Annotated in this window: 5 protein-coding genes; 1 reads left to right on the top strand and 4 read right to left on the bottom strand. The window is 66.7% G+C overall.

Annotation, left to right across the window (positions count from 1 at the left end):
- The 4 genes from galE to E4K65_RS43655 all read right to left on the bottom strand — a co-directional run.
- Positions 1-887, bottom strand: an 887-nt coding sequence (galE, locus tag E4K65_RS43670) for a UDP-glucose 4-epimerase GalE (RefSeq protein ID WP_135179350.1), incomplete at its 3' end; no start/stop codon positions are given.
- A 19-nt stretch (positions 888-906) separates the two neighbouring features.
- On the bottom strand, positions 907-1,713 hold the full coding sequence (locus tag E4K65_RS43665; protein ID WP_135179349.1) for a WecB/TagA/CpsF family glycosyltransferase: 807 nt from the start codon (positions 1,711-1,713) through the stop codon (positions 907-909).
- Positions 1,706-4,069: an exopolysaccharide transport family protein gene (locus tag E4K65_RS43660; RefSeq protein ID WP_135179348.1), complete on the bottom strand. Its 2,364-nt coding sequence runs from the start codon at positions 4,067-4,069 to the stop codon at positions 1,706-1,708. Before E4K65_RS43660 ends, E4K65_RS43665 begins: the two co-directional genes overlap by 8 nt.
- Before the next feature lie 291 nt (positions 4,070-4,360).
- Positions 4,361-5,161 (bottom strand): class I SAM-dependent methyltransferase, encoded by an 801-nt coding sequence (locus tag E4K65_RS43655; RefSeq protein WP_135179347.1) that lies wholly within the window; start codon positions 5,159-5,161, stop codon positions 4,361-4,363.
- 408 nt (positions 5,162-5,569) lie between these two features.
- On the opposite strand from E4K65_RS43655, the gene E4K65_RS43650 reads away from it, so the two are divergent.
- A complete protein-coding gene (locus E4K65_RS43650) occupies positions 5,570-6,598 on the top strand; it encodes a glycosyltransferase family 2 protein (RefSeq protein ID WP_135179346.1) in 1,029 nt (342 codons plus the stop codon).
- Positions 6,599-6,601: the final 3 nt, after the last annotated feature.

Here is a 6,601-nt window from a genome sequence, read left to right as displayed (position 1 = left end):
GCGGAGGGGTCGGCGACCAGATAGGTGGGATCGCCGGCGCGGCGCGGCTTGACGGTGTGCGGCACCTCGCGCCCGGTCTCCTGCCTGATGGCGCCCAGGATCTCGCGCACCGAAAAGCCGGAGCCGGTGCCGAGATTGAAGCTGCCGCCGGCATGTCCCTGTTCCAGCAGCTTCAGCGCCGCGACATGCGCGGCGGCGAGGTCGGTGACATGGATGTAGTCGCGGATCGCGGTGCCGTCGGGCGTGTCGTAGTCGTCGCCGAACACCGCGAAGTCGACATGGCCCTGCAGCGCCATCATGGCCCGCGGAATGAGATGGGTCTCGTTGTCGCGCAGTTCGCCGATGCCGCCGGCCGGATCGGCGCCGCTGGCGTTGAAATAGCGCAGGCAGAACGCGCCGAAGCCATAGGCGGCGCGATAATCGGCGAGCATTCGCTCGATCATCCATTTCGACGCGCCATAGGGATTGATCGGCGCGCAGGGGAAGTCTTCCGGCAGCTCCTTGGAATCGGCGTTGCCGTAGACGGCGCCGGTCGAGGAGAACACGATGCGATGGCAACCGGCGTTGCGCATCGCCTGGAGCAGCGACAGCGTGCCCTGCAAATTGTTGATGTAGTACTTCTGCGGGTCGGTCATGGATTCGCCGACGAGGCTCGCCGCCGCGAAATGCATCACCGCCTTGACCTTGTGATCGGCGAAGGCGCGCGCCAGCGCCGCGCCGTCGAGAAGGTCCCCGGTCACGAGGGGGCCGGCAACGAAGCTGCGATGACCTGTCGAGAGATTGTCATAAACGACGGGCTGATAGCCGGCGGCAGTCAGGGCGCGGCAGGCATGCGAGCCAATATAGCCCGCGCCCCCTGTGACGAGGACGGTCGGTCGGTCGGTCATGTCGTCTTCTACTCTTCTCTCAGCGATTGGAAGGCCGTTTGCGGCTGAAGAGAAGATAGAGTGCGCGGGGGTTGGTGGTCAAATAGCGCCAGAACAGGCGGCGTGGCTCGAGCCAGGTGCGCCAGGCCCATTCGAGTCCGAATTTCTGCATCCATTGCGGCGCGCGGGACCGGCTGCCCGACAAAAAGTTGAAAAGGCCGCCCGATGTCTTGATAACGCCAACATTGGTCAGCAGCGGCGTGTATTGCTCCACGAATGCCTGCTCGTTGGGCACGCCGAGCGCGACCCAGAGATAGTCCGGCGCGAGCGCGTTGATCTCCTCGACCTTCGCGCGCAGGGCCTCGCCGCGCAGATAGCCGTGGCTGTGCCCGACGATCTTGAGGTTCGGATACATCTTCCGGACGTTCTCGACCGCCGCGGCGTTCTCGTCCTCGCTGGCGCCGAACATGTAGAAGGTGCGGCCGACCGTTTCGGCCTTGCGCGCGACGACGTGGAACAGGTCCGTGGTCGCGACGCGCTCGGGCAGCGGGAACCAGGATTGCAGCTTCGAGGCCGCCACCAGCGGCTGGCCGTCGGCGTTGATCAGGTCGGCGGCGCGGAACAGGCGTTCGGTCTCCGGCTCGGTCGAGCAGCGCGCCAGCACCTCGCCATTGGCCGAGGTCAGGTGCAACGGACGGCCGATGCGATGACGCGGATCGGTCGCCTCGATCATGAAGTCGGCGGTCGCTTCCAGGTCGAGCGCGGCCATGCGAAGGCCGCCGAGAGTGATCCGTGGCACGTCGGCGGTTGCGGCCCGGCCGTCCAGATTGACGCGGCGCTCAAGCATATTGTCTGCCTCGCTGACGCGCCTGGGTTGCGGGGGCGAGTTCGTCGAGCACGACGCCGACGAGCTTGCGCTCGGCGCGGCCGAGCGTGTTCAAGATCTCTTCGAGGCTGTCGTTGATGTCGAGGCTGGTCGGCAGCACCGCCACCAGTGCGTCGGCGTCGTCGAGCAGCTTGCGGCCGCCGGCCGGGAGCGGCATCGCGGGGCCGTCGAGGATCACGAGGTCATAGCCGCCGGCGGCACGCGCCTGCGAAATCGCCTTGCGGATGGCCTCGGTCGCCTTGCCGGCGTCGCCTTCGGCGGCCGGCAACACCGAGATGCCGTTCACCGTCTTGATCTCGCGCGCCGCCTTGCTGCCGATCGAGAGCCAGCCGAGCGCGCTCGGCTCGCTCTTGCCCGGACGGTTGACCTTGTTCGAGAGCGACCGTGCCTGATGGTCGGCATCGATCATCAGGACGCGGGCACCGTCGCGCGCGGCCGCGAGTGCGAAATTCAGCGCAGTCACGCTGCGCCCGGTGGTCTCGCTCGCACCAACGAGCGCGATCACCGGCATCGCCTTGCCGCCGGCACGCCGGACGACCGCGGCGCGCATGTCGCGCCAGGCGTTGAGCAGCGTCGTCAGGGGAAAGCCGGGGCGCAACGTCGGCCAGCCGAGCCGTGTCAGATCAACGCCGCCGCCGGTGGCGAGAATGGCACCCAACGTGTGGATGACGTCGGCCTCCTGCAGGCGTGCGATCAGCGGCTTTTCGATCAGGGGCCTTTCGACCATCGAGGGCTGCAGCGGTGGCGCGGCAAGTTCCGGCAGGGCCTGCGCGACTTCCGGGGTGCGCGATGCCTGCTGAGGCCCGGCAATCTCCGAAGTCCGCGTCGTCTCTGGAACTCGGGGAGCTTGCGGCGCCGGCGTGCGTTCACGGCGGGCCGGCGTCGGCGCGCCGGCGAACAGGAGCTCGGCGGCGACGAACCAGCTCGAAGCCGCGAGCGCGCCGAAGATGAAGCCGATCATGGCGAACAGGCTCATCGCTGGCGGGAACGAACGCCGCTGCGGCACGGTGGCCTCGCCGATGACGCGGGCCGCCGAGGTGTTCAGGGTCTCCTGCTCCTCGGTCTCGCGCGAGCGCTTCAGGAAGGATTGATAGACGTCGCGGCTGGCATCGGCCTCGCGCTCCAGCTCGCGCAGGCGCACGGCGGCCTGGCTGAGCTGGACGCTCTGCCGCTTCTGCGCTTCCAGCGCCCGGTTCAGCGACGCCTCATAGTCGCGGGCGCGCGTCAGATCGTTCTTGGCGGACTGCGCGAAGCGATCGATCTCTTCGTTGATGGTGCGCTTGAGATCCTCGACCTGCTTCTCGGTCTGGCGCAGCGCCGGATGGCGCGGGCCGAGCTCGCCGGCCTGCTCCGCGTACTTCTTGCGTGCGTCGGCATATTGCGCGCGCAGGTTCGCGATGGTTGGCGATTGCAGCGCTTCCGAATTCGCACCGGCATCGGCAGCGGTGCGCCGGCTTGCCTCGATCTGGTCGAGCCGCGCCTGTGCGTCCATCGTCGCCGCGCGGGCCGCGGAAAGCCGCTGGTTGCTGGCGGAGAGCTGCTGGTCGCTGATCAGCGCGTCCTGGGTGCCGACGAAATTGTTCTGGGCCTTGTAGGTCGCAAGCACGGTCTCGGCACTGCGCAACCGCTCGCGCAGCTCCTTGAGGCGGCCGGAGAGATCGTTGGTGGCGCGTCGCGCGGCCGAAGCCTGCGAGTTGCGGGATTCGGCGAGGTAGGCGCTGGTCAGCGTGTTGGCGAGCATCGCCGCTTTCGCCGGATCGGTCGACCAGACCTCGATGTCGACGATGAAGCTCTTCTCGGTCTTGCGGACCGTGATGTGCCGGTTCAGGGCGTCGAGCGCCGCGAGCTGCACTTCCTTCGTCTCCGCGGCGGAGGGCGCGCGGGGCTGAAGGCCGATCAGGCCGAGCAGCGACGACATCAGGCTCCTGACATCACCGCCGCCGCCGAATTCGGGGTCCTTGTCGAGACCAGCCTGCTGGATCACCTGGAGCAGCACGCTGTTGGATGTAATCAGGCGCGCCTGGCTCTCCACCACCATGGCCATGCCGGAGACGTCCTGGGCACGCGGCGTGAGCTCGCGATCGACCAGCTGAAGCTCGCGCGGGTCGACATAGAGCTGGGCGGTGGCGGTGTAGCGGGGTGTCACGCTCTTGCCGACGGTGACGGCAAGCGTCGCGCCGAGCAGGGCTGCGGCCGCAATCGCGATCTTTCGCCGCCAAAGCAGGCTGACCAGCTCCAGCACGCTGAAGCCGGCCTCGGATCTCTGCTGCGGGGCCTCCGGTCTGGCTCGATCTATCGGCTGGTCGTAGTCAAGCATGATCCCCAGCTTCCATTCCAACTGCCGCGGGCTGAGGGGTTACTCTTCGCTTCTTGCCACGCACCCGGGATATAGGTGCCCAATCAACGCAACAGGGAAAATTAACCATACGCATTGAGGGACTATTCACCGAAATGGCAAACAAAGCGTTTAAGCGCACGCCGCTTCCCGGCGCGTCACCGTGACACGCGCGATGCCGGGGTCCCCAAGGGATTAACGGTTCGTTACCGCGCGCAGCATGGCCGCGAGGCTCCGCCCGTCCTGCGTTTGCCCGCGCGCGCGCCATGATCGTCAGCTTTTCCGCAGGATGACGTGATAATCGCCGCGGCGGACATCAGTGCCGCGCGGGAGCACGGCGTTCAGCATTGCGGCGCCAGCATCGACCAGGGTTGCGAACAGCGGCTTGCGCCGGCGCATCTCGGGATAGCGCGGACTCTCGACCTCACGGCGATAGATCATCTCGAGGCCATTGGCGGCCGCGAACGCTTCGAGTCGTGGCAACGTCACCAGCGGATGGAAGAAGGTCGGGAACGGCGGCTCGCCGGGCAGGCCGGCATCCCTGATGCCGCGGATGTGCCGGTAGAACCAGACGTGGAACCAGTGCGGCGAGTATTTGGTGACGACGCCGGACAGCGAGCGCGGATTGGGCGCGCCGATCAGGATCATCCCGCCGCGCTTGAGTGCGTCGCGAAAGTTCAGGAGCGCAGCGTCGACGTTGGGCAGATGCTCGATCACGTTGTAGCAGATCACGAGATCGAAGGTTTCGCGGCCGAAGGCGTAGGTCTGCACGTCGCCGAGGATGGCTTCGTCCGCGTAGGTGTTGTTGCGGACCTGGTCCTCGTCGATGTCGACGACGGTGACCCGGCTGCGGCTCAGCAATTCCGGCGGCAGAACGCTGCACGAGCCACCGCCGGCTTCATAGATGGCGAGCCGGCCCTGCGGCAGTTCGCGGCGCAGTACGTCGTGGACGGCGAGCAGGCTGTCGCGGGCTTCGCCGGGGACCAGATCGTGCAGCGCCTGGGCTTGCGCGGTCGCCGTGGGGATCTGGATCGCCGTGGCTGTCGCGAAATCGATCGTGGCTGGCTTGTTCATATTTTCTGACCGCGCTTGTTCGACTCAATTTTACAGGAAAAGTCTCGCATGCCCGAAGAGCAAATCTGGTGCCGCGACGCTTCACAGGCCGCGGTGCTTACGGTCGGGTTAATGCGCATGGCCGTTAACTACAGTATCGTCCCCACCGCGCCGTCCGCGGCGGATGGACTGCGACTTGCAGTACCACGCGCGCATGGATTGGCAGGGAAAACACGCGAAAGCGGTTAAGTGCATGGCGACAGGTCTGCATTGTCGAGAGATCCGTGGAATGGTGCCGTTTCGCGCCTCGATCCGGCTGTTCACTTTGGCACGCATCTGTCCCGTGGCACTGTGTCCTCACGGGGCGGCACCGGCGCTCATGCGATTGACGCAGGGCTTTTTCAACATATCTCGGGCATCTAGAACGCCATGACACTGATCCCGACAGATCTGTCCGCCAGCCGGCTCTCGGATGCCGTGCGCGATCCCAACCGGGAGATCGCGGCGAGCTCACGCGTCATCGACCTGTCGGTCGGCATTGTCGTCTGCATTCCCTGCTTCCGCCGCCCGCAGCATCTGCGGCTGACGCTGGAATCGCTCGCGAGCCAGCGAACCCCGCGCTCCTTCGCTGTCGTCATGGTGGAGAACGACGCCGCGCGGCGCGAGAGCGCGCCGGTTGCCGCGGAATATCTCGCCGCCGGCCGGCTCCAGGGCATCTGCCTTGTCGAGCAGCGGCAGGGTAACTGTCAGGCGATCAACGCTGCGTTCGAGACGGCGCAGGCGCTGTTTCCCGCTGCGACCCGCTTCCTGATGATCGACGACGACGAGATCGCCTCGCCCGACTGGCTCGAGCTGATGGTTCGCACCGCGGAGGCGACCGGCGCCGACGTGGTCGGCGGGCCCGTGCTGCCTGACTTCGACGACGACAGCCAGCCCTGGCTTTCGCGTCATCCCGCCTTCCGCCCTGCCTACGACTACAGCGGCGCGGTGCCGCTGATCTATGGTTGCGGCAATTGTCTGATCACGCGTGCGGCGTTCGACCGGCTCGGCAGTCCGGCCTTCGATCTGCGCTTCAACTTCCTTGGCGGCGGCGATTGCGACTTCTTCGTGCGTTGCCGCGATGCCGGAATGACATTCCACTGGACGACGGAGGCGGTCATCACCGAGACCGTGCCGCAAAGCCGCACCAGTCTCGGCTGGATCGCAAGGCGGGGCTTGCGCATCGGCGCGATCAACTACCGTGTGCAGTACAAGGCCGCGCAGGGCGTGGCGGCGCGGGTGCGGGTGTTTGCGCAGATGCTCGGCCGGCTGCCGCTGTCTCTAGTACGCGCGGCACGCCTGCTGGCGACGTCGAAGGCCGTCGTCGCGATGCATCCCGTGATGGTCGCACTCGGCTCCTTGCTCGCGGCGCTCGGCATCGAGCCGAAGCCCTATGAGGCCTCGAAGATCGTGTCCTGACGG

It is taken from the genome of Bradyrhizobium niftali (genome assembly GCF_004571025.1).
Taxonomy (GTDB): domain Bacteria; phylum Pseudomonadota; class Alphaproteobacteria; order Rhizobiales; family Xanthobacteraceae; genus Bradyrhizobium; species Bradyrhizobium niftali.
The sequence above is the reverse complement of the archived record's forward strand: the minus strand, read 5'-3'. Positions and strand labels throughout refer to the sequence as shown.